Below are 24,723 nucleotides of genomic sequence, written 5' to 3'. Positions count from 1 at the left end.
GTTACGACCATTTACAAAAGTGGAAGAAACTTTATTTAACTTTTATAATGAAAACTGGACAAAATCAAATAGTAATCTATTTTTCATTATGTTGATCGTATTTGAATATCTTCAACAAAATATTTGTTTAACTTTGGGATAGGAATAAAATTAATTTCACCTTATGATTATTACGGCTTAGTTAATAAAATATTACCTTCTTCTTGAAATGGTTTTTATCATGCAATGGAAAAATAATGCAAGCCGCTATGGGCATATCTCTTTGCTCGTACATTGGCTGGTCGCAATTGTCGTATATGGAATGTTCGCTTTAGGTTTATGGATGGTGACACTAGGCTATTATGATAGTTGGTATCACCAAGCTCCTGAGATACATAAAAGTATAGGAATATTATTATTTATTGTTATGGCATTTCGTGTGATTTGGCGATTTATTTCACCGCCGCCGAAGCCATTAGAAAGCTACAGTAAATTAACGAAAGCTAGCTCTATTATTGTTCAAATTCTGATTTATATTATTTTATTCAGTATTTTGATCAGCGGTTACTTAATCTCAACCGCTGATGGGCAGCCTATCAGTGTATTTGGTTGGTTTGATGTGCCTGCACTATTTACGGGTGCTGCAACACAAGCGGATACCGCAGGTGAGGTCCATTTATATTTAGCTTGGGCAGTGGTTTTATTATCAGTGTTGCATGCTTTTGCAGCTTTTAAACATCACTTTTTTGATCGTGATATTACATTAAAAAGAATGTTGGGTTTTAACCCCGATAAGTAACGTGGAGATAATTATGTTGAAGAAAACGGTTCTTGGTCTGGCTACTGGTGCACTTTTTTTAACGGCTGGTTCAGCATTAGCAGAAACTTACCAATTTGATAAGCAAGGCCAACACGCGTTTATTGAATTTCGTATTCAGCATTTAGGCTATAGCTGGGTATATGGTAGCTTTAAAGACTTTGATGGGACTTTTACTTATGATGCAAAAGATCCATCAAAAGATAAAGTTGAAGTGACTATCAAGACTGGCAGCATTGATACTAACCATGCAGAGCGTGATAAACATTTACGCGGTGGTGATTTCTTAAATGCAGCAAAATTCCCTGAAGCGAAATTCGTTTCAACAGAAGTGAAGAAAGACGGTGATGTTTACAAAATTACCGGTGATTTCACATTAAATGGAGTCACGAAACCAATTACCTTAGATGCTAAATTAATGGGTGAAGGTAAAGACCCTTGGGGTGGATACCGTGCAGGCTTTGAAGCTCAAGGTAATATCAAACTGAAAGAATTTAACATCAAATCTGATTTGGGCCCTAAATCTCAAGAAGCAGAATTGTTGATTTCAGTTGAAGGTGTTCAAGTTAAATAAGATTTTTGCCATAAAAAACCTTCGGGCTCTTGAGGCCTGAAGGTTTTTTATATCCAACGTATTATTAATTGCCTCTTTGTGGCAAATTCCCTCGTCTTAACCTCGCAATTTCCCTTATTCCTATAGCTAGATGACTTTGATACAAGCTAAAATAAACATTATCACTTTTTATAGGTCAATTCATGGAGTAACACTCTAGATACGCGAAGATTAGCGTTTTTAGATGCCATGACATTATATGCATTAGTTTTGCAATATATAATCAGCTTGAAAGTGTTTGTGGGGAACCGTTTTACCAAGAAAAGGCAGGGTAACTTTGAATACAAATAACTCACGTAAAACCGCATTAATTGTTAGTATTATTTTTATTGCATTTGCATTCGGTTTTTATTGGCTAAGCAAAGATAACAATGTGTTATCTACAGAAAATAACAGTGCCATTCATTCAGAAGCACTTGCTCAAGTTGAAAAAGAACTGCCGGTTATCGCGACGGTTAGGAAAATAAGCCCTGAAACCTATCAAAGCTTTGAGCACCTAATTACACAATACGACCCAACTAATGAAGATTTACGCCGTCAACTATTTGATCAGGTTGTTGGCAATGTCATGAAGTTAGTACTCGAACGAATGGAATATGCCTCTGATGATTCCGTGATTAATTTTACTAGCAGAGTGAATGATTACTTGAAAATCTTATTGGAAGAAGATCCAACAGGGAAAACATGTTTTTATTCATTATTTCCGCACCTAAGGGAAACTGCAGAAATTATTCCTCCGCAGAAAAGCCAATCTGTTTTGTTGAAACAAATTCAGGCAACCAATGAACTCTTAATTTCAAGTGAGGCTGGTGTTAAACAGGCATTGATGTCCCCGAAAGAGTATTCGGATGAGTTAACGCAACTCGCTAGCGGGCTTTCTGCAAAGTATGGTGCAGATACTGCAATCCTCGGGAATTTAGAGGCAGGGAAAAAGTCTCCTGCATTAGCTTGCCGTATTTCTATCAGTTTTTATGATGAAATATTATCTATTCCAGATAATCCGAAGAAGGCCGCATTGTTGCGTTCTTTATTTTCATCAGTAAACAATTAACTCTTTTTAGCAAAATGGCACGGGGTAATGTGGGTGCCATTTTGTGTCATTAAGTATTATATTTCATTGTGTTAATCGAAGTTATTTTTAATACATTGTTCTTTTGAGCATAAATAGTTCGTATTTATGTAGTATGCTTATTATGTAAATTTATTTTTGACTATTTTGGAGATGGCATGCAATTTATTAAAAAAAGTATCGTAGCACTGGCCGCAACTGCAGCGATATCAATGCCGATTACAGTAAGCCAAGCTTGTACTCGAGTTGTTTATTTAGGTGAAAATGAACAAATAATGACCGGAAGAACAATGGATTGGAAATATGATATCGGTACTAATCTATGGATCTTTCCTCGAGGCATGGAGCGTGACGGTATTGCAGGGCCTAACTCTTTAAAATGGAAATCAAAATACGGTAGTGTGATAGCCTCGGGTTATGACATTTCAACGACTGATGGCGTAAACGAGGAAGGCCTTGTTGCTAATTTACTGTGGCTTGCGGAATCAAAATACCCTCAACTCGATAACAAGCAACCGGCATTGTCGATATCTTTATGGGCGCAATATGTTCTAGATAATTATGCGACAGTTGAAGAGGCGGTCGCTGACCTAGAAAAAAATCCACTTGTCGTCGCAACGGATAATGTCCCGGGACAAGATAGATTAGCAACGTTGCATTTGTCATTATCAGATGCGAGTGGCGATAGCGCAATTATTGAATATATTGATGGTAAGCAGGTCATTCATCATAGCCGCAAATATCAAGTGATGACTAACTCACCGGCTTATGAAAAGCAATTAGCAATGCAGGAATATTGGCAAGGTATTGGTGGCACTGTCATGTTGCCGGGGACTAATCGTTCTGCTGATAGATATGCTCGCGCTCAGTTTTATATTAATGCAATCCCTCAAAAAACAACACCTAATAAAGCGGTAGCTAGTGTTTTCAGTGTGGTACGTAATGTGTCAGTTCCTTACGGATTGACGTCCGAAAGCTCGCCTGAAATCTCATCAACACGTTGGCGAACATTGGTTGACCATAAACGCCAGCTTTACTTTTTTGAATCGGCATTAACGCCAAATATTTTTTGGACTGATTTAGCCAAAATTGACTTCTCGGCTGAAACGGGAAAAGTGAAAAAATTGGATCTTGGTGAAGAGCAGAGCCATATCTATTCAGGGGATGCGACCAACAATTATGTAGTTTCAAAACCTTTTGAATTCTTAGGGTTAAGTGCGGAACAATTAAGTTATTAATATCACTTATAAAGCATATCAGCCTCCTTCACCTTTAGGGGGTTGATATGAATCAAGTCTTTGATAGTTTATTCATGAATGTTTTGCAGATAGCAAACTAACGGTATAAGATGTATTTAAAATGCAACTTATTGGTGGTGATGATATGAATGATCTCGTGTGTTACAAAACTATGCCAGTTTGGAATAAAACGTCCTTACCGTTAATGTTCCAAGAGCGCCATAATACAAAAGAGGATACATATGCACAGTTGAAAGTGCTAAAAGGCTCTTTAGACTTTATCATTTTTAATGAAGATGGCAGCGAGCAACACTTTACCTTTGATATTCATAACCAGCCGCCTATTATCGAACCTCAAGTTTGGCACCGTATTTCCGCGTGTAGTGATGATATGGAATGCCAGCTCGCTTTTTTATGCAAATCAGAACTGAAATTTTATAAAGAGCACGGGTTAACGATCCCCCATTCAGAAGTGCGTTATTTGTGTGAGAATCACCTCAGTAAGCCATGTAAAACATTGGATTTAGGTTCAGGGCGGGGTCGCAATAGTTTTTATCTTGCCTTGCAGGGGTACGACGTGACCTCGGTAGATATCAACCCTCAACATATCCAAGCTATTGACTTTGTTAAAAAACAAGCCGGAGTTGAAAATATTCATACAGCGGTTTACGACATCAATAGTCACCAGATACAAGAGGATTATGAACTTATTATTTCCACTGTTGTATTGATGTTCTTGCAAAGAGAAAAAATTGCAAATGTGATCACCAATATGCAAGAACATACATTAACAGGAGGAATTAACGTTATTGTATGTGCCGTTGAAACACCAGATGCGCCACTGGATTTAGTGCCATTTAAATGCTTCTTAAAACCTGGGGAGTTAGAAGGGTATTATAAAGATTGGGATATTTTGAAATATAATGAAAACCCTGGGCACTTACACCGCACGGATCCACAAGGTAATCGTATAAAATTAAACTTCGCGACACTCATTGCGAAGAAGAAATAAACTAGAATTCATTATCTTCAAAAAGAGTTGCCACCATCGGCAACTCTTTTTATTTTTAAGGTTTGTTAGCAACGGTATTCGCTGTTTCTTTTTCGCTACGCGCTAAAGTTTTTTCCAACAATACAGAGTAAAGCGGTTTGCCTCCTAAAAATTGAGCCACCATTGTGGCGCCAATGCAGGTAATAATCATCGGTAAGATTAACTGGTAGTTATTTGTCATTTCTAAAACTAAAACTATACCAGTTAATGGGGCTCTGACTGTTGCGGCAAATAAAGCACCCATACCAGCAATAGCGAAAGTTCCCACTTCAATTTGGTAATTAGGGAATATTTCGAGGGCAGCATAACCAAAAACACCACCAAATAAGGTTCCAAGGGCAAGTAAAGGGGAAAAAATGCCCCCTGGAGCCCCTGAGCTAAAGCTGATCGTTGAAGTTAAAAACCGTAAAGCAAAAAATATGAATAACAATGTGATGGTGAATTGGCCTGCAACCATCTGGTGGATCACTGAATAACCCCCACCAACAATTTCAGGTAGGTAAACACCAATTGCACCACAGCCACCACCAATTAACCCGCCCATGAAGACAAAGCGAGAAATTTTATTTTGGTAAAATGCTAAAAATTTACTTTGTAGGTACAATAAAAAACCATTAAAACAGATACCGATAACACCAAACATTAATCCTAAAATTAAATAAAGCCATAAAGTATTCATCGGTGCAGAAGAAAATTGGCCGATATTTAATACAATAGCTTCTCCATTAATTAACCGATAGACAATAGTGGAAGTAACAACACCAATAAATACCGCTTTGATTGAAATTAAACTGTATTTAAATTGTGGGCGCATTTCTTCAATAATAAATAAAATACCGGCTAAAGGGGCATTAAATGCCGTGGATAAACCTGCCGCTGCACCAGAGGCAAGCAAGGTGTGGCGTGACTCATTATCTTTTAAACGAAATAAATCATAGAACATTTGGCTCAGGTTCGCACCAAGTTGTACGGTTGGCCCTTCTCGTCCTAATACCATACCTGAGCCCAATGTCCCTAATCCACCAATAAACTTAACGGGAATGACTCTCCACCACCTTACAGGGCGTAAATCCTGTAATGCGCCTTCAATTTCTGGGATCCCAGAGCCACCTGACTCAGGAGAGAACCGTTTAACCAGGTAGTAACCTAACATGGCAAGAAGTGCCGAGATAAAAAACATCCCAACAACCATTAGCCATTTTGGGGCAACCCATTCACTCACCGATTGAACGCGATAGTTACTAATCCAAGTTGTTCCTATTTCAAATAGAGAACCGATGAGGCCGACTGCTGCACCAATCAGTGCAGCGAGTAGTAAGATCTTTAAAGGTGTTTTATCTGATTCTTTTAACCGTTTAAAAATCCGCAATCGATTTTTCATCATAGATTTACTTACTGAATTTACTTGGCTCATCTTTATTGGATTCTCTTTATACGATGGAATAACAAACACTTATAGGTAAGTATAACAAGAGTTATCGTAAGAACGTTATCAGGAATAAAATAAAATGCAAAATAGGGGATTTAAGCAAGAAAGGTGAAAAATAAAACTAAGAAGCACGAATAGCATACTTTTAATATCGTTAATAGTTCTCATTTGCAACGAATATTAATATAGATCAATAAACAGTGAAATAACGAATAATTCCGCTTTTTTATTCTAATAAAGAGCGTAGTCTTAATGTTGTATTTAAAATGCAACTTTAAGAGGCTAATAACATGTACTGTGTGCAATGTGAACAAACAATTAGAACTCCAGCTGGTAATGGCTGTGCATACGCGCAGGGTATGTGCGGTAAAACAGCAGAAACATCTGACCTACAAGATTTATTAGTTGCTGTATTGCAAAGCTTATCTGCAAGCGCAGTCACTGCCCGCTCACTGGGCATAATCGACCATGATATTGATAGTTTTGCTCCACGCGCATTTTTCTCTACCTTAACCAACGTCAACTTTGATTCAGAGCGTATTATTGGTTATGCCCGTGAAGCTATTTATTTACGTGATAAATTAATTAAACATTGCTTATCCGTGAATAGCGCAGTGGCTTTTAATCACCCATTAATTAATTTGCAATTAAATGGGACAGATATTCCAACTTTGCAGGAACAAGCGGCTCAATTTTCATTAGATATTGATAAAGCTGAAGTCGGTGAAGACATTCACGGTTTACGTATGTTATGTCTGTATGGCTTAAAAGGTGCAGCTGCCTATATGGAACACGCCCATGTGTTAGGCCAGTATGATAATGATGTTTATGGGCAATATCATGAAATTATGGCTTGGCTTGGAACATTGCCATCTGATATGAGTGAGCTGCTTGATAATGCCATGGCAATTGGTTTGATGAATTTCAAAATTATGGAAATTCTGGATGCAGGTGAAACGAGCGAATTTGGTCACCCAACACCAACGGAAGTTAACGTTCGCCCAGTTGCAGGGAAATGTATTTTGATTTCAGGCCATGACCTGAAAGACTTAAAAATGTTGTTAGAACAAACCGAAGGTATGGGTATCAATATTTATACCCACGGAGAAATGTTGCCAGCACATGGTTACCCAGAACTGAAAAAATACCCTCATTTAGTCGGTAACTATGGTAGTGGTTGGCAAAATCAGCAAGTGGAATTTGCAAAATTCCCTGGGTCTATCTTGATGACATCCAACTGTATCATTGATCCTGATGTTGGTGATTATAAAGACCGTATCTGGACGCGTAGTATTGTGGGTTGGCCGGGGGCAAAACATTTAGTGGGCGATGATTTTTCTGCAATGATCGCTCAGGCGCAGTCACTTACTGGTTTCCCGTACACCGAAATCGAGCACAAAATTACCGTTGGTTTTGGTCGCCAAACACTGTTAGGTGCGGCAGATGCGGTGATTGATTTAGTTTCACAGAAAAAATTGCGTCACGTATTCCTTGTCGGTGGTTGTGATGGTAGCCGTGGTGAGCGTAGCTATTACACAGATTTTGCGCGTAGTGTGCCTGAAGATTGCTTAATCCTGACACTTGCTTGTGGTAAGTATCGTTTTAACAAATTAGATTTCGGTACATTAGAAGGGCTGCCACGCCTACTGGATGTGGGACAATGTAACGATGCGTACTCTGCAATTATGCTTGCGGTGAATCTATCAGAAAAACTTGGTTGCGGTATTAATGATTTGCCATTGAGTTTGATCCTGTCTTGGTTTGAGCAAAAAGCGATTGTCATCCTTTTAACATTATTAGCGTTGGGTGTAAAAAATATTTACACCGGCCCAACAGCACCGGGTTTCTTAACTGAAAACTTATTAAATGTGTTAAACGAGAAGTTTGGCATGCGTAGTATTACGACGGTTGAGCAAGATCTGGCAGAAATCTTACCTGCATGATCAATAAAACGATAGAAAAAGCTTAAAAACGATGTGAAAGACGGGGGCAGCGACCCCCCTTTAAAGGAGTAGCGCGATGACCATGCCAAGCAGTTTATGTCCAAATAGAATGCAAGTTCATTCGATTATCCAAGAAACACCGGATGTCTGGACAATCAACCTTATCAATCATGATTTTTATACGTATTCGCCAGGTCAATATGCCTTGGTGAGTATTAAAAATAGTGATGATGTCATGCGTGCTTACACTCTTTCATCATCACCGGGACAAAGTCGATTTATATCCATTACTGTCAGGCGGTTAGATGATGGTCAAGGGTCAAATTGGCTAACACGTTCGGTTAAAGAGGGCGACTATCTTTGGCTTTCTGAAGCACAAGGGGAATTCACGTGTGCTAATCTAAAAAATACTCAGTATTTGATGTTAGCGGCTGGGTGTGGTGTGACACCGATTATGTCAATGACACGTTGGCTGATGGTGAATCGCCCGAGTTCTCATGTAAAAGTACTTTTCAATGTTCGTGACGATAAGCAAGTTATTTTTGCGCAGGAGTGGCAAAAGTTGGTTCGGCTATACCCAGAACGATTGCAATTGTGTGTTATGCCAGAAACTCCCGATAATGGCGATGTTGCTCAAGGGCGTTTAACTGAAGAGAAATTGAAAGCTTTAGTACCCGATATTGATTCACGAATTGTAATGACATGTGGGCCTGTGCCTTATATGAAAAATGCACAGCAATTTGCTGCGAATTTAGGTGTTCCTGCTGAACATTTCTTTATGGAGCGTTTTTCTACTGAACCCGATATTGTTGATAGTGAAGATATTCTTACGTTGAAAATTCGCCAACGATTGGTTGATTTTAAAGTCCCAGTGGGAACGACTTTATTATCCGCACTAGAGCAAAATAAACAACCGATTATAGCGGCTTGCCGAGCAGGGGTTTGTGGAAGCTGTAAAACAAAAGTGTTGTCAGGGAATTACACAACAACAAGTACAATGACATTAACTGAAGCAGAAATCGCTGAAGGTTATGTTTTAGCTTGCAGCTGCCAATTACAAGGTAACACTGAAATAGCGTAAATTAGTTTAATATATGCAAACTGTCTCATTAGATTATTAATGGGACAGTATTATAAAATAGATCATAGTCATTATTTACAATACTCAAAATGAGAGTGTAATTAATGTTCTGGTAGTGAACCACGTAGAAAATAAATAGATAGCTTACTCAGCGTATTAATTGCTGATACAGCCACTTCTTTGTTTGGATCTTGACATAACTCTATGATCCGAATGATGGCATCATTGTATTCAATCGTTGCTTTAAAATCACCTAAAGCTGAAATAGCTGCAATTTTGATTTCATCGTTTACGCGAAATGTTAAATTCGTTAACATTCCAACAATTACTTTATCCATAATAAAACTTTCACTGTTAAATAAAATAAAAAATATTCTAAGATAATTCCCGTAATATTTAATACTAAATTGATGCCTGATATTAAATATTAACAATCTAAAAAAATGCTTTTCAATAACAATATCGATTTAAATAGCGATGTAAGTGTATTTTCTTATTTCATTATTTGTTTATTTGCGCATTGTTAATATAAAAAACCAATCGTCAGTTAGCATTAGTTATCGCGAATACTCTTATAAGGTGTGTTGTTTATATTTAATTAGGTGTACTCCTTTATGTTGTTATTTTTGTATTATAAGGTAAATGGAAGAATAAGTTTTGACTAATTATCGATAAGATTTGTTAAATAATATTACAGATCTTACTTTGATTTATCAAAGAATTGGTTGTAGGGAAGTCACTAAATATATTTATTTTAATTTGAATATCTAATTTTATTGCTAGTTACATTTTATTACATTATGTAGATGTAATTCATATGAACTTAAACGGAACTTAAACAATAAGTTTTCCATGCGTAAAAAAACGTAGATATAGGGTGGCAATTAATTCACCAGTGGGTATAATTCGCGCCGCATCCAAAGTGCAGTATCTCGTTAGGCGAGGCTCCTATACAAACATAGGTTACTGATCTGACGACGTCGAGAGACGCCCAAGATCAGGACAGGATATATCGACCGAAGGTATATCCCCATGTAACTTCCTGCTAAAGTCAGGATACGTTGTATAGTGCTAAAACCGAGACGAAGAGATAGCTTTTGCATTCTCTCATCTGGTTTCGCCCCTATGTGAGTACTGTTTGAGTAACCAACAGTAATAGGGACTAAAAAAATGACATTCACTACCCAGAACAAAGCGGGAGCAGTTGCTATTGCTCAATCCGCAATGAAAGGCGCACGCCTCAAAGACAATAATACACAATCACCAAAAATTGATGATGCAACAGTAAGTGCTTATATGAGTCAATCATATTTGCCAGTATCTGTCGCAGACTCAATAGCTTGCGTGAAACAAAATCTTATTGAGCATCTTGATGGCGAGCAAATCCCAACCTATTTATTTGTTGTCGACAACGACAATTATTTAAATGGTATTCTTTCAGTCAAATCATTATTAGCTTCACCTGAAAATTTATTAGTGTCTGATATCATGCGACACAATTATTTTTCTGTTGCCCCAGAACAATCGCGTCATGATGTTTATGACCTGATTAACCATAGTGGTTTAGATATGATACCTGTGGTGCAATTTGGCAAATTAATGGGTGTTTTGCGTCCGCAAGATATCGCCGAACTGATTGAAGATGAGAATACACTTGATGCGCAGTTACAAGGTGCGACAACCCCGTTAGATGAGCCTTACTTAACGACAAGCCCTGTAACTCTATGGCGTAAACGCGTCGTTTGGTTATTGATGCTATTTGTGGCCGAAGCCTATACAGGAACAGTGTTAAAAGCGTTTGAAGAACAACTCGAAGCCGCGATTTCGTTAGCGTTTTTCATTCCACTGTTGATTGGTACAGGCGGTAATAGTGGAACACAAATTACATCGACATTAGTTCGTGCAATGGCGCTCGGCGAGGTGAGTTTACGCAATCTTGGTACCGTTTTGAAGAAAGAGGTCTCTACCTCATTTTTAGTGGCGGTGACTATCGGTGGTGCTGCATTAATCCGTGCGTGGATTTTAGGTGTAGGCCACGAGGTCACTATTGTGGTTAGCTTAACCATCGTGGCTATTACAATGTGGAGTGCGGTTGTTTCTTCAATTATTCCAATGGTATTGAAGAAGTTAAAAGTGGACCCAGCAGTTGTTTCTGCACCGTTCATTGCGACTTTTATTGATGGAACTGGCTTAATTATCTACTTTGAAATCGCAAAATTAGTGATGACGGAGTTTGCTTAAGCGCACACCTCAAACTTGATGCGGCAGAAAAACTAATTTTCTGCCGCAGCGATAGAAATCTCTTCTTGTTTTAACACTTCCCCACATTTTCGACATAAATATTGGTTCTCACCACGTAACACTTTGTTATGACGGCGTATGGTTAATTCATGGGTCATTTCACAGGCACAGCGGTAGCGAAATGTTTTACTTTTTACTGTTGTAACCGCAAAGTTATGTGTTCGTTTCGCCGTGACTTCCAGTACATGTTGCATCATCCATTTCCATTCTTTGCCATGTGGTGCGATACCCTTACGCCCAAATATATGAAAAACCAACAAATGAGCTAATTCATGAGGCACAACCTCATCAATAAATTGCTCTGTATTTTCGATGAGTAAACTGGGGTTAAGGCGGATCTCCCATTCTTTTAAATAAGCACTACCTGCAGTTGTCCCCCGTTGTTTGTAATTAACGGTTGGCTCTGAAAATGACTGTTCGAGTTTATGTTCTGCAAGTGCGAGTTTTTCGCGCAATGTGCGCATGACTTGTTGCTGTAAAAAGAGTGGAACACGAATTGTTTTCATGGGGTAAAGGATACGTGAAGATAATGGATATAAACAAGCAATAATTGACATATATTATATCAAAAGATATATTGTATTTTTATATAATGTAAATTAGAAATAACATATGGACAATAATAACTCTGAACAGCAACTGTTAGCGATGAAGCAGGCCGCGTCAGAAACGGCTTCATTATTGAAAACACTAGGGAATCCAGATCGTTTAATTTTACTATGCCAATTAACACAGGGTGAAACTTGCGTTAGTGAGTTAGAAGAGCAGCTAGGAATATTACAACCGACACTCTCCCAACAATTAACGGTATTGCGTAATGAAGGTTTAGTGATGACGCGCCGAGAAGGGAAGCGTATTTACTATGCGATTGCAGATGAGAAATTATTTACGCTGCTCAATATGTTATATCAGCTTTATTGCCCCGTGAAGGAGAAATGAAATGACCATAGATTGGGCTAATTTTACGCCATTATCTGCTGCAGTGGGGGGCGTGTTGATTGGATTAGCCGCTGCTATTTTATTAGTGTTTAACGGCCGAATAGCCGGTATCAGCGGTATCTTAGGCGGGTTATTGAAACCGACTAAGGGGGATACTGCATGGAAAGTGGCTTTTATTATTGGCCTGATGAGCGCTCCAATGTTATTTACTTGGTTCGCGTATACACCCGAAGTTAACATTGCGACCAGCACACCTATTTTAGTTTTAGCTGGGTTGTTTGTCGGCTTTGGCTCACGGCTGGGAAGTGGCTGTACTAGCGGTCATGGGATCTGTGGTATGGCAAGGTTGTCCCGTCGTTCCATTGTTGCAGTATTGCTTTTTATGATCGTTGCTTTTGTGACGGTCGCACTAGCCAACCATTATGGGATAGGGAGATAACGCAATGCCTATTCTTATCGCATTAATTTCAGGGCTATTATTTGGCCTAGGATTAGTCGTTGCTGGAATGGGAAATCCAGCAAAGATTTTAGTGTTTTTAGATATTACTGGGACGTGGGATCCTTCTTTATTAATTACGATGGCTGTTGGAATGGTAATTAGTGGAATAACTTTTTTATGGGTCAAAAAACGCTCTGTTAGTGTGCTGAATTGCCCACTACAAATCCCAACCAATCAAACGATTGATAAAAAACTAGTCACTGGAAGCGTGTTATTTGGTGTTGGGTGGGGGCTCGCCGGGATCTGCCCCGGACCTGCATTATTATTAACAGGAATGGGAATAACACAAGGAATAATATTTACATTAGCGATGGTTGCTGGAATGGCTATTTTCCAGTTTACGCAAAAAAATTAATCACGAATTGTGAACAATAAAAAACCCATCAAATGATGGGTTTTTTGTATGTAATTTATAGACTAAAGTAATTACAAGCCCGCAGCGGCACGTAATGCTTCAGCTTTATCTGTTTTTTCCCAAGGGAACTGAGAACGACCAAAATGGCCATATGAAGCAGTTTGTTGGTAAATAGGGTGTAATAAATCAAGCATCTTGATTAAGCCGTAAGGACGTAAGTCAAAGAATTCACGAACTAATTGGATTAACAGCGACTCATCAACTTTACCGGTACCGAACGTTTCTACCATAATCGAGGTAGGTTCCGCGACGCCGATAGCATAAGAAACTTGGATTTCACAACGGTCCGCAAGGCCTGCTGCGACAATATTTTTTGCCACGTAACGTGCTGCATAGGCTGCTGAACGGTCAACTTTTGATGGGTCTTTACCAGAGAATGCCCCACCACCATGGCGAGCCATACCACCGTAGGTATCTACAATGATTTTACGGCCAGTTAATCCACAGTCACCCATCGGCCCACCGATAACAAAACGGCCCGTTGGGTTAATAAAATATTTTGTCTCTTTTGATAACCATTCTGCAGGTAGAACTGGCTTGATGATTTCTTCCATCACGGCTTCATGCAGGTCTTTTTGTTGAATATCTTCAGAATGTTGAGTAGATAAAACAACGGCATCAATACCCACAATTTTATTGTTGTCGTATTGGAATGTAACCTGACTTTTCGCGTCTGGGCGTAACCATGGCAGCGTGCCATTTTTACGAACATCTGCTTGGCGCTGCACTAAGCGGTGTGCATAAGTAATAGGAGCAGGCATTAATACATCAGTTTCGTTGGTTGCATAACCAAACATTAGGCCTTGGTCACCCGCGCCTTGTTCTGATGGGTCAACACGGTCAACACCTTGGTTGATATCGGGCGACTGTTTACCGATCGCACTTAAAACGGCACATGAATTGGCATCGAAGCCCATTTCGGAACTGGTATAGCCAATTTCGCGAACAGTTTTGCGCGTGATTTCTTCAATATCAACCCAAGCGCTGGTGGTGATTTCTCCCCCGACCATTACCATACCTGTTTTGACGTAGGTTTCGCAGGCAACGCGAGCTTTCGGGTCTTGTTCCAGAATAGCATCAAGTACTGCGTCAGAGATTTGATCAGCAATTTTATCTGGATGCCCTTCTGATACAGACTCAGAAGTAAAGAGATGTGTAGCCATGAGATTAATACCTTAAGAATTCGCAAATTTATAATTGGATGTTTTAACATCTAGACGGCTATTTTAGTCCCATACAGTAAAAATTTCTACCTGTATTTATACAAAAAACGAATAGAGACATAAAACAGCAATAGGTAAAGTTTTATCGCAATTTAGTCATTTTGGTTTTGCTTTTTGAGCGTAATAGATGTATAAACTGCGACCGTAACGGATGGTTGTTATTTCCCGTTATATACCAGCAGGATAATATAAAATGACTGCTATCTATCAGGAATGTTTATAAGCTTTTGAATTTCAATAAAAAATAAGGTGATATAGCTTAAATCAACAGGTCAACCTGCCAAATTAGTGCTACCACATTGAAATTTTAAAAGGGTAAACAGTTATATTGGGGGTTAATGGGTAATGATCCATAATCTACTGAATAACAGTATCCAACCGTCATATGCGGACCGCCGCGTGACTTTGGCATTTACTTTCCTGTCATTCTTTACTTCATCACGAAGTTACCGTCACATCTTTAATACACCTTCGAGGCTGAGTCATTAATCTGTCAGCTTAAGGTCGTATATTGTCACTGTTTAGAAGTTCTAAGCACTTTTTATTAAAATCTGAGTATTGCCGTTTCCCCAACATAACTGCCTTGCAGTGTTATGTCTTCACTGACATACATCAGGAAGGAGAACGCGTCACTCACCCCTCCATAAAGGAGTTTATTATGAATGATAATATCGCTCGCAAAATGCGTCAGACGTACAACATCGCGTATTGGGGTGGTGGTTACTATCAGGTGAATGAGCGCGGAAATGTCTGTGTTTGCCCGAATCCTGAGAACCCTGATACCTTTGTTGATTTAGCTGACCTTGTTTATCAAGTGAAAGAAGAGCAGGAGCATTTACGCTTACCTGCACTGTTTTGTTTCCCGCAAATCTTACAGCATCGTTTACGTTCGATAAATGCAGCATTTAGACGCGCACGTGAGTCTTATGGCTATAAAGGCGATTACTTTCTGGTTTATCCAATAAAAGTTAACCAGCAACGTCGAGTGATTGAATCGCTAGTGAATTCAGGGGAGCCGTTAGGGCTTGAAGCTGGCTCAAAAGCGGAGTTAATGGCAGTTTTAGCGAATGCAGGCAAAACACAAACCGTTATTGTCTGTAATGGATATAAAGACCGTGAATATATCCGATTAGCGCTAATTGGGGAAAAATTAGGCCACAAGGTCTACCTTGTTATCGAAAAAATGTCTGAAATTGAGATGGTGTTAAAAGAAGCGGAAAGCTTGAATGTCACACCTCGCTTAGGGGTTCGCGCCCGTTTGGCTTCTCAAGGTTCAGGTAAGTGGCAAGCTAGTGGTGGTGAAAAATCTAAATTTGGTTTGGCTGCAACCCAAGTATTACAATTAGTGGAAATTTTACGCAATGCAAATCGCCTAGATAGTTTGCAGTTGCTTCATTTCCATTTAGGCTCTCAGATGGCCAATATTCGCGATATCGCCACTGGGGTTCGTGAATCAGCCCGCTTTTATGTGGAATTGCATCGCTTAGGTGTCAATATCCAGTGCTTTGATGTGGGCGGTGGCCTTGGTGTTGACTATGAAGGTACACGTTCTCAATCCGATTGCTCCGTTAACTATGGCTTAAATGAATACGCCAATAACGTCATTTGGGCGATTGGGGATGCGTGTGAGGAGTTTAATTTACCGCACCCAACGGTGATCACGGAGTCAGGCCGAGCATTGACCGCTCATCATACGGTTTTAGTCTCCAATGTGATTGGGGTTGAACGCAATGAATTTACCAAAACCACACCACCTCATGAGGATGCACCGCGTTCATTAATTTCCTTATGGGAAACCTGGGAGTCAATGCAGCATCAGGGCAATAGCCGTTCATTACGCGAATGGTTGCATGATAGCCAATTCGACTTACAAGAAGCGCATACTCAGTATGCACACGGCGTGTTAGATTTGACTCAACGTGCATGGGCAGAAGAGCTATACCTGAATATTTGCCGTCGTATCCAGCAAGATCTCGACCCAAGTAACCGTGCTCATCGTCCAATTATCGACGAACTTCAAGAGCGCATGGCTGATAAGTTTTATGTGAACTTTTCTTTATTCCAATCGCTGCCAGACTCTTGGGGAATCGACCAAGTTTTCCCAGTATTACCGATTGAAGGTTTAGATAAACCATTAGACCGTCGTGCGGTATTGTTAGATATCACCTGTGATTCTGATGGTATTATTGACCATTACGTTGATGGTGATGGTGTTGAAACTACTATGCCAATGCCTGCCTACGACCCTGAAAACCCGCCTATGATAGGTTTCTTTATGATTGGGGCGTATCAGGAAATTTTAGGTAATATGCATAACTTATTTGGTGATACTGCCGCGATAGATGTCTGGGTCGATAGCCAAGGTAACCTGCGTTATTTGCAAAGTGAAGAGGGCGACTCAGTTGCTGACATGCTGCAATACGTCAAACTAGTGCCTGAAGTGCTATTAGAAAGCTTTACAGAGCAAGTAAAAGGCACGGGTTTGAGTGAGCAACTGCAAAAAGACTTTGTCGAAGAGTTCGAGAATGGCCTATATGGGTATACTTATCTCGAAGACGAATAAATTCGCGACATATTTCGTGCTGTGGGGGTGTTGGCTACGCTCGGCAACCCTAGTCACATACTTATGTATGCTCTTAGGGCTTAGCGCATTTTGCCGCCTAGCGACAGCACGAACTATTTAGCGCATTAATTGTGTCATAGGGTTCTATATATGTCATAGCGCACTATATGAGTCATAACGTATTAAGATACTGAACAGATAATAACTTTGTGCAAATAACATGATTTGTTTATTATTTATACTGTGCGAAGTTAATTAGGTAAAAACCCTTCGAAGTGAATATTAAAAGGGCTTGCTAACGGGCAGGCCTATTTTGAGGAACTAAAATGATTAATAGTACTTTAGGCAATCAAGTTGATAACTCACTGGTTTCTAATGCATTTGGTTTTTTACGTTTTCCCCTGAACTTTCAGCCTTATAGCTCAGATGCAGAGTGGGTGATCACCGGTGTACCGTTTGATATGGCAACATCGGGTCGTGCGGGTAGCCGCCATGGGCCAGCTGCAATTCGCCAAGTTTCCACGAATCTTGCATGGGAAAGCCACCGTTGGCCTTGGAATTTCAAGCTAACAGACCGTTTGAATGTCGTTGATTGTGGTGATGTGGTGTTTGCTTTCGGTGATGCACAAGATATGAGTGAGAAGCTGCAAGCCCATACTGAAAAACTGCTTGGATCAGGTAAACGTTGCTTGACCTTTGGGGGGGACCACTTTGTCACACTGCCATTGCTGCGCGCTCATGCGAAACACTTTGGTAAAATGGCCTTAGTTCATTTCGATGCACACACTGACACTTATGGCAATGGTAGTAAATTTGACCACGGAACCATGTTCTATCATGCGCCAAAAGAAGGCCTAATCGACCCAAATCATTCGGTGCAAATTGGTATTCGTACTGAACATGACAGTGACAATGGTTTTACTGTACTGGATGCAGCTCAGGTGAATGATCGCAGTGTGGATGACATGGTTGCACAGATCAAAGAGATTGTTGGCGATATGCCTGTTTATCTGACTTTCGATATTGACTGCCTCGATCCAGCCTTTGCACCGGGAACAGGAACCCCTGTTATTGGGGGATTAACGTCAGATCGCGCGTTGAAATTATTGCGTGGAATACAGTCATTAAATATCGTCGGTATGGATTTAGTGGAAGTCGCTCCAGCTTATGACCAATCTGAGATCACAGCATTAGCTGCTGCGTCTATCGCATTAGAAATGTTGTATATTCAAGCTGCTAAAAAATAAACAATCTAAGTTTTATGTGTTCATAAGCCACCTACTCGGTGGCTTTTTTATATTCAAATCTCATTAAATCGTTTGTTAATTGTACAAAGCTAAAGAAATAGCATTTTTTGTTTATCTTATTGAGAATGATTTTTATTAAAAAATATCTTCGAATTTCATTATTTATGCCTTTTTCTTTGGTAAACAAAAAATATTCATAGTCTTAATAGTGAAATGTTTTTTATTAGTTAGGAATGGTAGGTGAAAATCATTGTTTTGTAACTTATTGTTATTGTTGTTAACTTATTGGAGTGGGTGGACTAGTCAATTTGGCTATTATTCAGTAGGAGATAAGTATGGCGTTAAATAATAAAGTTATTTTAGTTACTGGTGCAGCGCAGGGTATTGGTCGTGGTATTGCATTGCGTTTAGCGAAAGAAGGGGCTGATATCGCACTGGTGGATTTGAAAAAAGACAAGCTACAAGATGTTGCCAAAGAAATTGAAGCGTTAGGCCGTAAAGTAACAACATTTGCCGCAGATATCAGTCAACGTGACCAAGTTTTTGCTGCGGTGGCTCATGCAGAAGCTGAGTTAGGTGGTTTTGATGTAATGATTAACAACGCTGGGATTGCACAAGTTAAGCCAATCGCTGATGTTCGCCAAGAAGATATGGATTTAATCTTCAAAATTAACGTGGATGGCACCATGTGGGGTATTCAAGCAGCGAGCGAGAAATTCCAAGAGCGTAAACATAAAGGGAAAATCATCAATGCGTCCTCAATTGCAGGGCATGATGGTTTTGCGATGTTAGGTGTGTATTCTGCCACGAAATTTGCCGTTCGCGCGTTAACTCAAGCCGCAGCCAAAGAATACGCAAGCTCAGGGATCACCGTAAATGCGTATTGCCCTGGTATTGTTGGTACAGATATGTGGGTGGAGATTGATGAGCGCTTCGCTGAAATTACAGGTGCACCAAAAGGCGAGACTTACAAAAAATATGTTGAAGGGATCGCGCTTGGTCGTGCTCAAACCCCTGATGATGTCGCGGGTCTAGTGGCATTCTTAGCAAGCGATGATTCTGACTATATTACTGGTCAATCTATTTTGACTGACGGTGGAATTGTCTATCGTTAATTCACTTATGTGAATTTAGGGTGTAAATAAATAGCCGCGATGAATAACTCATCGCGGTTTTTGTTTATGCGGCGTGCTGCTGAATATCGGTTAAAATAGCTTCCGCTTGTGTCCACAGTAGGGAGCCTCCCTCATGACTTAACAAATGATGTCGGCAATTGGGAAAACGGCCGGCTAATATTTTGCCAAAATCAGGGGAATGAACAGTGCTCATATCGTGTTCGCCATACCATAAAGAGACAGGCACGCGGGTCGTTTCAGGGGTGAATTCCCAGTTCTGTAATGCAATCAATAAGTCTTGAACATAACCTTGGTTGCCTTGGGCGAAAGCACGTCGCATGCAATGGCTATATGCTTCAAGGAAATGTTCTTCATTGTAGAGTTGTTGGTCGATTTCTGCGCTGCAATTAAGAATAAATGCCAACAGCCACTCGCCGGTGACATTTTTTAATAGCCAATCTGACAGCGCTTCAGGGCTGTTAAGGGCTTGCTCTTGCATGTTCACGATATCAGCACTGAGTATTGCACGAGTTGCAGGGTATTCAAATTGGTCTTGCCCTGACACGATAGACAGTGAAATAGGTTGGCAATAGTGAGCGATAGCCATGGCAAAAACAGCACCTTGAGAAAAACCGACGACAGAATATTGAGTAATAGATTGCTCATCTAACAGCGCTTGAACATCCAGAGCAAAATTTTTTAATGATTTTTCAGGGTGAAATGTTGAGTCACCAAGCCCCGCACGTTCAGGAACAATCAAACGAATGTTTAGTCGTTCGAGTAAATCCAAACCAAATCCTAATGAACCACTCATACCCGCACCGGTACAAAAAATAACAGGGAAGCCTGTTTTAGGACCTGATTCAAACCAGCAAAATTGTCGGCTATCAGGTAATTGCATCGTGTGTTGATGTGGGTTAGTCAGTGGTGCGTTATACATGGTGAATTCCTAACACAAAGCAGGTACAGATGGGGTGATAAGATAGGTCAGTTAATAATTATTAAAACTGGCATTGTTATAGTTGCAATTTTAAAGTATTAAATAGGTAAAATGCAAAATATTAGCTTAATAAATATAAATTCATTCACAAGAGGATCGTCAAATGGCATTTTCCGAATCAGAAAAAGAGATTTTATTGGCCGTCAAGGGTGTCGGACCCACGGTAATTAGCCGCTTGGAACAAATGGGTTTTAGCTCACTCGCACAATTGAGTGAAGCCTCCTATGATGAAATTTTGAGCTCTGGTGCCGCATTAACAGGCTCAAGTTGCTGGAAAAATAGCCCACAAGCGAAAAACGCGGTAGAGGGGGCTATTTTAGCGGCTAAACAGGCGATTAGATTGTCATCTTAATCGGTTTGGTTTCTGGTTTTCCATTTTTTGCTGCGCAAGATATTGAGAACTTGCACTGCCATAGAAAAAAACATAGCAAAATAAATGTAGCCTTTAGAAACATGGACTTGAACACTTTCAAGCAGCAATGTGAAGCCAACTAAAATCAAAAATGATAAGGCCAAGATTTTGACGGAAGGGTAACGATCAACAAAGTCACCAATAGGTTTGGCTGCAAGCATCATAATGAGTACCGCGATAACAACCGCTGCCATCATGATAAATAAATGGTCTGAAAGCCCCACTGCGGTGATCACGGAATCTAAACTGAAGATAATGTCTAATAAAGCAATTTGTATGATAGCCCCCCAAAATGAGCTCACTCTTTTGTTCGCCAGATGACTTTCACCTTCTCCTTCAATGGTTTCAAAAATTTCTTGGCTTGCCTTCCAAATAAGGAATATACCGCCTGCGCATAATATGAGATCGCGTGCGGAGACCACATGGTCAGCAACCGTAAAAAGTGGGGTAGTAAGGCGAGATAACCACGCAATAGAAGCCAGTAACGTCAGGCGCATCACCATTGCAGCAATAAGCCCAGTCCGTCTGGCACTATTTTGCTGGTGGTCAGGAAGTCTGCTCACCACAATACTGAGGAAAATAATATTGTCGATGCCTAGGACAATTTCTAATAGGGTTAGTGTGGCTAATGCCATCCAGGCATTGGGGTCTAGTATCCACTCAAACATCTTGGTACCTTCTAATTAACGAATTAAACAGTGATAATTATTTATCGTCTGCTCAGGTACAGGCGATGGTTAGCGACTAACGTATATTAAAATGCCGTGCTAATAAGGGCGCGGTAAAATCTTTTTTGAGATAAAAACCACGTGGTAGCGTCATAATGGGTTGACCAAACTCCCCAATAGCTTCAGTGAGTGCTTTATTGTTTGCTGCTTTAGGGCGAATTTGTAATACCTGCCCATAACGTGCAGTGATGCTTTCAACTTTGCCTAACACAATGAGATCCATTAACTCTTCCCAATCTTGCCGTAATAATTGCTCTTCTAACGGAGAAGGGCTCCAAATTAATGGGTTTGCGACTCTGCGCTGTGAAAGTGGAATTTGTCTTTCCCCTTCGATAGGGAACCATAAAATTCGGGACAGTTTGCGGCGAACATGGCTATTTTCCCATGTTAAGCCGCTATTTCCCGTTAATGGCGCAACAGAAACAAAGGTGGTTTCGAGTGGCGCACCATGACGGTCAATCGGGATCGTTTTTAATTCAATACCAATATGGGCGAAGTCTTGCTCTGCCTTACTGCCCGCGCTCGCACCTAAATAATACTCCAATAACATGCCAACCCAGCCTTTATCGCGCTTGAGATCAGGGGGAATAGGGATCGCCGCATGTTGGGCAAGCTCACCTAGCGTGTAGCCAGCAAGAGCTTGCGCTCGGCTCATTAAGGTTGCTTCGTTATCAGGTGGTGGTGGTGCAATAAATGGCGTCATGGTTTAAATAATAATGTATAAAAAGTAGCCAGTGGAAATACATATAACCTAAGAAGTATAACACTTTTTCCATGGTGTTTTTAACTATATGATATATATGAATATAATTTTATTTGTCTATCTAAATTATAAATTATTACAGAGGTTATTCAAGTTCATCCCAAGATAATCACAGGATCATGCACTAGGTTATCCACAGGATTTCTGGATAACTGTGAAAAATCGAGATTACTGTGTGTATTTACAGCCTTGACGAAACAGTTTTTATGACGAGAATCACAGAATGTGAGTAAGTTAAGCACATATCTTGTAGATAAATACAACGTTGTTTGATCTTTGCTCAGTTGAAGTCTTAAGCATTTTAGTCAAAAAAATAATCAGTGGATAAACGGATTTTTTGTTATTTATTTATTTGATTTATCAGTAGTTATTTAATTTTTATTTTTTTTGATAAAAAAGTGACTTGGGGATATACCCTGATTACCATGAGGTTGTTCACATGGATATCCACAGAAAAAGTGAATAACATCCTTATTATTCATTTTACCTGTTTATAACTATCAATATTTTGCTAGGTTATCCTCAGATGGTTTAAACCAGGCGGATTTAAAATCAAACCAGCCAAAGGTGTTCATTCTTACACCGCGCATGGTGTTTTGGCCTTGTAGTTCAAGCCAATGATGAAAGATGGGGTGAAAAATTTGTGAGTCAATTAAGCTTTCACACCAAGCTTCAACATCTAATTGGTTATTCCGCCATAGATTAAGTTCATCACTAAGGGGATTATTAAGGCATTGGCGTAATAACGGCATTTCGTACAAGGTAGCAAAAATGGAAAACTCAAGCGGTTTAAAAAAGTTAGCGGTTGCCAACCAGATATCACTTTGCCCATTGCCATTAAACCAATCATCGTAATCAATAATATTGACCTTGAGTTCCACCCCTTGTGTTTGTAACACGCGTTTCATGATTTGGCTAATCGCATAGAACTCATGGTGGTTGCGATAAAAAGTCACTGTCAGTTCAGTCAAATCATTAGGCTTAGGGAATAACGTGAGCATTTTACTGTGGTGCCAATGGAGCAATAAACCATAAGCGGGCGCCCAATGGCGCTGGTAAAAGGGTTCGCAATGAGCAAGAAGGTTCACAGGGGTTAAAAAGCTACACAACCACTTACGGACATCCTCACGCTGAGTAATAGGTGAACGCTGGTCCATTAACAGAAAATAGCAGCCTTCTTCCATACGGCTTTCGAGGGAGCCATTATGGTGCTTATCACCATCCATTTTTAATGTGGTACAAACCATTTGTTCTGAGAGTTCAGGAACCACCCAAATAGTCACTTCATCAAGTAGCGCACGATAACCAAAATAGCGGTCAAAAGCTGTGATAGTCAGCTTTTGAGGCAAGTTTTTTTCTACTTGATAAGGGCCAGTACCGATTGGGCAACGGCTAAAGTTCTCGAGGCTCTTCCACTCTTTCGGTAAAATAGCCGCATGATGACTGCCTAACAACCAAGGCAGCTGTTTATCAGGCTCACTTAACGTGATATCAATAACATAAGGGTGTGGTGAGCTGACGGATTGTATATGAGAGAACAGAGGCCAACAGGTTTTTAAGCGTAAAAGGGAATAGATAATATCGTCAGCAACCATTTCTCTCCCATGATGGAAATAAATAGCGGGGCGTAAATAGAAACGCCATTGGGTCTCACTGATAGACTGCCAATGGTGGGCAAGGCCATTTTCCACTTCCCCTTTTTCCTCATTTATATGGGTAAGGCCATTAAATATTTGGCTCATCAAGTGAATTTCTGAGCGGCGCATTGGCGCACCGGGAAGCAGTGTTGGGAAATCACGATAATAAATAATCCGTAATAGGTTTTTACCTTGTCGATAGCTGCGTTCCAATTCAGATAATACCATTTGGCGAATAGTTTCTTTATCACCAACCAGTGCAACTAATTTTTCAATACTTTCTTCTTTGAGTAATTGTTCAGCCTGTGCCTGCTGTAGCTCTAAGCCATTAACATGAAAAATAAGAGTGGAGCGTTTTCCTCGACCAGACTCTGCCTGCCAGCTAAGCCAACCCTGTGATTGCATATTATTAAGCAGTGTCCGAACATGACGGCGAGAGCAAAACAGCGTATCAGCAATATCCTGTAAGGTGGTTTCACTGTCTTGACCTTTAAAGTGCTGCCAGAGACGAATAAATTGGGTTTGTAATCGCGAATTAGACATAAAAGAGGAACTCCGGCAAAAAATACATCAATTTTAATTTCCTAAAATCTCACGATAATAGAAGGCAGTAAGTAGCTCGTTTGGTCTGCATGTTGCAGGCCGACTCCCCCATTTAGAG

General features: G+C 40.0%; 23 protein-coding genes and 1 riboswitch. Of the genes, 15 read left to right on the top strand and 8 right to left on the bottom strand.

Annotated elements, in window-relative coordinates:
* The first annotated feature begins 220 nt into the window (after nt 1-220).
* From M1E86_RS13905 to tehB, 5 genes are all read left to right on the top strand, one after another.
* Nucleotides 221-778, top strand: coding sequence for a cytochrome b (locus tag M1E86_RS13905; RefSeq protein WP_125891448.1), 558 nt, complete (start codon nt 221-223; stop codon nt 776-778).
* 13 nt (nt 779-791) lie between these two features.
* A complete protein-coding gene (locus M1E86_RS13900) occupies nt 792-1,370 on the top strand; it encodes a YceI family protein (protein WP_125891447.1) in 579 nt (192 codons plus the stop codon).
* Between the two features lie 316 nt (nt 1,371-1,686).
* Nucleotides 1,687-2,460, top strand: a complete 774-nt coding sequence (locus M1E86_RS13895) for a topoisomerase IV (RefSeq protein WP_213914177.1) — start codon at nt 1,687-1,689, stop codon at nt 2,458-2,460.
* Nucleotides 2,461-2,636: 176 nt separating this feature from the next.
* Nucleotides 2,637-3,716 carry a linear amide C-N hydrolase gene (locus M1E86_RS13890; protein ID WP_125891445.1) on the top strand — a complete coding sequence of 360 codons (1,080 nt, stop codon included), beginning with the start codon at nt 2,637-2,639 and terminating at the stop codon, nt 3,714-3,716.
* Between the two features lie 121 nt (nt 3,717-3,837).
* Nucleotides 3,838-4,728, top strand: coding sequence for an SAM-dependent methyltransferase TehB (gene tehB, locus M1E86_RS13885; RefSeq protein WP_213914178.1), 891 nt, complete (start codon nt 3,838-3,840; stop codon nt 4,726-4,728).
* Between the two features lie 55 nt (nt 4,729-4,783).
* Here the strand turns inward: tehB and clcA are convergent, their stop codons facing one another.
* Entirely contained in the window at nt 4,784-6,181 is a 1,398-nt protein-coding gene (gene clcA, locus M1E86_RS13880; RefSeq protein WP_125891443.1) for a H(+)/Cl(-) exchange transporter ClcA, read from the bottom strand.
* Nucleotides 6,182-6,486: 305 nt separating this feature from the next.
* Here clcA and hcp point away from each other — a divergent pair, with 305 nt between their 5' ends.
* Together hcp and hcr are read left to right on the top strand one after the other, a co-directional pair.
* Nucleotides 6,487-8,139, top strand: coding sequence for a hydroxylamine reductase (hcp, locus tag M1E86_RS13875; RefSeq protein ID WP_125891442.1), 1,653 nt, complete (start codon nt 6,487-6,489; stop codon nt 8,137-8,139).
* 76 nt (nt 8,140-8,215) lie between these two features.
* Nucleotides 8,216-9,220 carry an NADH oxidoreductase gene (gene hcr / locus M1E86_RS13870; protein ID WP_213914180.1) on the top strand — a complete coding sequence of 335 codons (1,005 nt, stop codon included), beginning with the start codon at nt 8,216-8,218 and terminating at the stop codon, nt 9,218-9,220.
* 101 nt (nt 9,221-9,321) lie between these two features.
* Here hcr and M1E86_RS13865 read toward each other — a convergent pair whose 3' ends face one another.
* Complete coding sequence (locus tag M1E86_RS13865) at nt 9,322-9,558, bottom strand: HEAT repeat domain-containing protein (RefSeq protein WP_102137364.1); 237 nt, start codon at nt 9,556-9,558, stop codon at nt 9,322-9,324.
* Nucleotides 9,559-10,144: 586 nt separating this feature from the next.
* Nucleotides 10,145-10,317: riboswitch (M-box (ykoK) riboswitch) on the top strand.
* A 73-nt stretch (nt 10,318-10,390) separates the two neighbouring features.
* Between M1E86_RS13865 and M1E86_RS13860 the strand changes: the two genes are divergently transcribed.
* Nucleotides 10,391-11,461: a magnesium transporter gene (locus M1E86_RS13860; RefSeq protein ID WP_213914181.1), complete on the top strand. Its 1,071-nt coding sequence runs from the start codon at nt 10,391-10,393 to the stop codon at nt 11,459-11,461.
* Between the two features lie 32 nt (nt 11,462-11,493).
* Here M1E86_RS13860 and M1E86_RS13855 read toward each other — a convergent pair whose 3' ends face one another.
* Nucleotides 11,494-12,027: a SprT family zinc-dependent metalloprotease gene (locus tag M1E86_RS13855; RefSeq protein WP_213914192.1), complete on the bottom strand. Its 534-nt coding sequence runs from the start codon at nt 12,025-12,027 to the stop codon at nt 11,494-11,496.
* A 106-nt stretch (nt 12,028-12,133) separates the two neighbouring features.
* Between M1E86_RS13855 and M1E86_RS13850 the strand changes: the two genes are divergently transcribed.
* Genes M1E86_RS13850 through M1E86_RS13840 form a run of 3 tightly spaced genes read left to right on the top strand, consistent with a single transcriptional unit; the run spans nt 12,134 to nt 13,314 of the window.
* Nucleotides 12,134-12,460 carry an ArsR/SmtB family transcription factor gene (locus M1E86_RS13850; protein WP_213914182.1) on the top strand — a complete coding sequence of 109 codons (327 nt, stop codon included), beginning with the start codon at nt 12,134-12,136 and terminating at the stop codon, nt 12,458-12,460.
* 1 nt (nt 12,461) lies between these two features.
* Complete coding sequence (locus M1E86_RS13845; protein ID WP_213914183.1) at nt 12,462-12,899, top strand: YeeE/YedE family protein; 438 nt, start codon at nt 12,462-12,464, stop codon at nt 12,897-12,899.
* A gap of 4 nt (nt 12,900-12,903) precedes the next feature.
* Nucleotides 12,904-13,314, top strand: coding sequence for a DUF6691 family protein (locus tag M1E86_RS13840; RefSeq protein ID WP_426099134.1), 411 nt, complete (start codon nt 12,904-12,906; stop codon nt 13,312-13,314).
* Nucleotides 13,315-13,385: 71 nt separating this feature from the next.
* Here M1E86_RS13840 and metK read toward each other — a convergent pair whose 3' ends face one another.
* Nucleotides 13,386-14,537 (bottom strand): methionine adenosyltransferase, encoded by a 1,152-nt coding sequence (gene metK, locus M1E86_RS13835; RefSeq protein WP_047755768.1) that lies wholly within the window; start codon nt 14,535-14,537, stop codon nt 13,386-13,388.
* 718 nt (nt 14,538-15,255) lie between these two features.
* Between metK and speA the strand changes: the two genes are divergently transcribed.
* The 3 genes from speA to M1E86_RS13820 all read left to right on the top strand — a co-directional run bounded on the left by speA (nt 15,256) and on the right by M1E86_RS13820 (nt 19,522).
* Nucleotides 15,256-17,160, top strand: a complete 1,905-nt coding sequence (speA, locus tag M1E86_RS13830; protein ID WP_213914185.1) for a biosynthetic arginine decarboxylase — start codon at nt 15,256-15,258, stop codon at nt 17,158-17,160.
* Between the two features lie 326 nt (nt 17,161-17,486).
* On the top strand, nt 17,487-18,407 hold the full coding sequence (gene speB / locus M1E86_RS13825) for an agmatinase (protein WP_125891435.1): 921 nt from the start codon (nt 17,487-17,489) through the stop codon (nt 18,405-18,407).
* Nucleotides 18,408-18,742: 335 nt separating this feature from the next.
* Nucleotides 18,743-19,522, top strand: a complete 780-nt coding sequence (locus M1E86_RS13820; RefSeq protein ID WP_102137372.1) for an acetoin reductase — start codon at nt 18,743-18,745, stop codon at nt 19,520-19,522.
* A 64-nt stretch (nt 19,523-19,586) separates the two neighbouring features.
* Here M1E86_RS13820 and M1E86_RS13815 read toward each other — a convergent pair whose 3' ends face one another.
* Nucleotides 19,587-20,462, bottom strand: coding sequence for an alpha/beta fold hydrolase (locus M1E86_RS13815; RefSeq protein WP_213914186.1), 876 nt, complete (start codon nt 20,460-20,462; stop codon nt 19,587-19,589).
* A gap of 163 nt (nt 20,463-20,625) precedes the next feature.
* On the opposite strand from M1E86_RS13815, the gene M1E86_RS13810 reads away from it, so the two are divergent.
* Complete coding sequence (locus M1E86_RS13810) at nt 20,626-20,874, top strand: helix-hairpin-helix domain-containing protein (protein WP_213914187.1); 249 nt, start codon at nt 20,626-20,628, stop codon at nt 20,872-20,874.
* Here M1E86_RS13810 and M1E86_RS13805 read toward each other — a convergent pair.
* The 3 genes from M1E86_RS13805 to sgrR form a co-directional block, all read right to left on the bottom strand.
* Nucleotides 20,871-21,602, bottom strand: a complete 732-nt coding sequence (locus M1E86_RS13805; protein WP_213914188.1) for a TerC family protein — start codon at nt 21,600-21,602, stop codon at nt 20,871-20,873. The genes M1E86_RS13810 and M1E86_RS13805 overlap by 4 nt on opposite strands.
* A 76-nt stretch (nt 21,603-21,678) precedes the next feature.
* Complete coding sequence (gene mutH / locus M1E86_RS13800; protein WP_125891431.1) at nt 21,679-22,365, bottom strand: DNA mismatch repair endonuclease MutH; 687 nt, start codon at nt 22,363-22,365, stop codon at nt 21,679-21,681.
* Nucleotides 22,366-22,925: 560 nt separating this feature from the next.
* Nucleotides 22,926-24,605: an HTH-type transcriptional regulator SgrR gene (gene sgrR / locus M1E86_RS13795; RefSeq protein WP_248466804.1), complete on the bottom strand. Its 1,680-nt coding sequence runs from the start codon at nt 24,603-24,605 to the stop codon at nt 22,926-22,928.
* Between the last annotated feature and the right edge of the window lie 118 nt (nt 24,606-24,723).

This window comes from Providencia sp. PROV200, assembly GCF_049901995.1.
GTDB classification, from domain to species: domain Bacteria; phylum Pseudomonadota; class Gammaproteobacteria; order Enterobacterales; family Enterobacteriaceae; genus Providencia; species Providencia rettgeri_E.
The sequence above is the reverse complement of the archived record's forward strand: the minus strand, read 5'-3'. Positions and strand labels throughout refer to the sequence as shown.

Bases quoted from the DNA above. Each gene is read 5' to 3' on its own strand.
- M1E86_RS13905 (WP_125891448.1), top strand. From the start codon at position 221: ATGCAATGGAAAAATAATGCAAGCCGCTATGGGCATATCTCTTTGCTC.
- M1E86_RS13810 (WP_213914187.1), top strand. From the start codon at position 20,626: ATGGCATTTTCCGAATCAGAAAAAGAGATTTTATTGGCCGTCAAGGGT.
- M1E86_RS13840 (WP_426099134.1), top strand. From the start codon at position 12,904: ATGCCTATTCTTATCGCATTAATTTCAGGGCTATTATTTGGCCTAGGA.
- M1E86_RS13850 (WP_213914182.1), top strand. From the start codon at position 12,134: ATGGACAATAATAACTCTGAACAGCAACTGTTAGCGATGAAGCAGGCC.
- M1E86_RS13805 (WP_213914188.1), bottom strand. From the start codon at position 21,602: ATGTTTGAGTGGATACTAGACCCCAATGCCTGGATGGCATTAGCCACA.
- M1E86_RS13820 (WP_102137372.1), top strand. From the start codon at position 18,743: ATGGCGTTAAATAATAAAGTTATTTTAGTTACTGGTGCAGCGCAGGGT.
- tehB (WP_213914178.1), top strand. From the start codon at position 3,838: ATGCAACTTATTGGTGGTGATGATATGAATGATCTCGTGTGTTACAAA.
- M1E86_RS13845 (WP_213914183.1), top strand. From the start codon at position 12,462: ATGACCATAGATTGGGCTAATTTTACGCCATTATCTGCTGCAGTGGGG.
- mutH (WP_125891431.1), bottom strand. From the start codon at position 22,365: ATGACGCCATTTATTGCACCACCACCACCTGATAACGAAGCAACCTTA.
- hcr (WP_213914180.1), top strand. From the start codon at position 8,216: ATGACCATGCCAAGCAGTTTATGTCCAAATAGAATGCAAGTTCATTCG.
- M1E86_RS13865 (WP_102137364.1), bottom strand. From the start codon at position 9,558: ATGGATAAAGTAATTGTTGGAATGTTAACGAATTTAACATTTCGCGTA.
- M1E86_RS13900 (WP_125891447.1), top strand. From the start codon at position 792: ATGTTGAAGAAAACGGTTCTTGGTCTGGCTACTGGTGCACTTTTTTTA.
- sgrR (WP_248466804.1), bottom strand. From the start codon at position 24,605: ATGTCTAATTCGCGATTACAAACCCAATTTATTCGTCTCTGGCAGCAC.
- M1E86_RS13860 (WP_213914181.1), top strand. From the start codon at position 10,391: ATGACATTCACTACCCAGAACAAAGCGGGAGCAGTTGCTATTGCTCAA.
- speB (WP_125891435.1), top strand. From the start codon at position 17,487: ATGATTAATAGTACTTTAGGCAATCAAGTTGATAACTCACTGGTTTCT.
- hcp (WP_125891442.1), top strand. From the start codon at position 6,487: ATGTACTGTGTGCAATGTGAACAAACAATTAGAACTCCAGCTGGTAAT.
- metK (WP_047755768.1), bottom strand. From the start codon at position 14,537: ATGGCTACACATCTCTTTACTTCTGAGTCTGTATCAGAAGGGCATCCA.
- clcA (WP_125891443.1), bottom strand. From the start codon at position 6,181: ATGAGCCAAGTAAATTCAGTAAGTAAATCTATGATGAAAAATCGATTG.
- M1E86_RS13890 (WP_125891445.1), top strand. From the start codon at position 2,637: ATGCAATTTATTAAAAAAAGTATCGTAGCACTGGCCGCAACTGCAGCG.
- M1E86_RS13855 (WP_213914192.1), bottom strand. From the start codon at position 12,027: ATGAAAACAATTCGTGTTCCACTCTTTTTACAGCAACAAGTCATGCGC.
- speA (WP_213914185.1), top strand. From the start codon at position 15,256: ATGAATGATAATATCGCTCGCAAAATGCGTCAGACGTACAACATCGCG.
- M1E86_RS13815 (WP_213914186.1), bottom strand. From the start codon at position 20,462: ATGTATAACGCACCACTGACTAACCCACATCAACACACGATGCAATTA.